Origin of the sequence: Streptomyces odontotermitis (genome assembly GCF_050510915.1) — a bacterium.
In the GTDB taxonomy this organism is placed as follows: domain Bacteria; phylum Actinomycetota; class Actinomycetes; order Streptomycetales; family Streptomycetaceae; genus Streptomyces.
In genome coordinates, this window is record NZ_JBNJLS010000053.1 from 1 (window position 1) to 1,288 (window position 1,288).

1 protein-coding gene is annotated in these 1,288 nt (G+C 66.5%); it reads left to right on the forward strand.

Going from position 1 to position 1,288, the window contains the following annotated elements:
- Nucleotides 1–1,288: potassium-transporting ATPase subunit KdpA (gene kdpA / locus ACQB60_RS45705; RefSeq protein WP_496932035.1), on the forward strand; the 1,288-nt coding region annotated here is incomplete at both ends.

Sequence of the window (1,288 nt, forward strand, 5' to 3'; positions counted from 1 at the left end):
CGCGGAGATGCGCTGGCCGGCGTATCTCCGCGGCGTCCTCGCCTTCTCCGCGGTGAGCGTGCTGTTCCTGTACCTGCTGCAGCGCCTGCAGGGATCGCTGCCCGGATCGCTCGGCTTCAAGGCGATCGACCCGGACCAGGCGTTCAACACCGCCGCGTCGTTCGTGTCCAACACCAACTGGCAGTCGTACTACGGCGAGCAGGCCATGGGCCACGTCGTGCAGACCGGCGGGCTCGCGGTGCAGAACTTCGTCTCGGCGGCGGTGGGGATCGCCGTGGCGGTCGCCCTCGTACGCGGCTTCGCCCGCTCGCGCACCGGTGAACTCGGCAACTTCTGGGCCGACTTGGTGCGCGGCACCATCCGGATCCTGATCCCGATCGCGGTCATCGGCGCGATCGTCCTCGTCGCCTGTGGCGCGATCCAGAACTTCTCCGGCATCCACGAGGTCGGCCAGTTCATGGGCGGCAAGCAGCAGTGGAACGGCGGAGCTGTCGCGTCCCAGGAAGCCATCAAGGAGCTGGGCACCAACGGCGGCGGCTACTTCAACGCCAACTCCGCCCACCCCTTTGAGAACCCGAACGCCTTCTCCAACCTCTTCGAGATCTTCCTCATCCTGGTGATCCCGTTCGCGCTGACCCGGACCTTCGGCAAGATGGTCGGCTCGGTCAAGCAGGGCTACGCGATCCTGGCCACGATGGCCACGATCTGGGTGGTCTTCGTCGCTCTGATGATGTGGACCGAGTTCGCCCACCACGGCCCGGCGTTCGACGCCGCGGGCGGGGCGATGGAGGGCAAGGAGACACGGTTCGGCATCGGCGGCTCGTCGATCTTCGCGGTCTCCACGACGCTCACGTCGACGGGCGCGGTGGACTCCTTCCACTCCTCGTACACCGGGTTCGGCGGCGGCATCACGATGCTGGGCATGCAGCTGGGCGAGATCGCGCCCGGTGGTGTCGGCTCCGGTCTCTACGGCATGCTGATCATGGCGATCATCGCGGTGTTCATCGCGGGTCTGATGGTGGGGCGTACGCCGGAGTATCTGGGCAAGAAGATCGGCACGCGGCAGATCAAGCTCGCCGCCTGCTACATCCTCATCACGCCCGCCCTGGTCCTGTGCTTCACCGCTGCGGCGATGGCGCTGCCCACACCGGGCAACTCCATGACGAACTCCGGCGCGCACGGGTTCTCCGAGATCCTGTACGCCTACTCGTCCGGTGCCAACAACAACGGTTCGGCCTTCGCCGGACTCAACGCCGACACCCAGTGGTTCAACAGCACGATCGGCCTT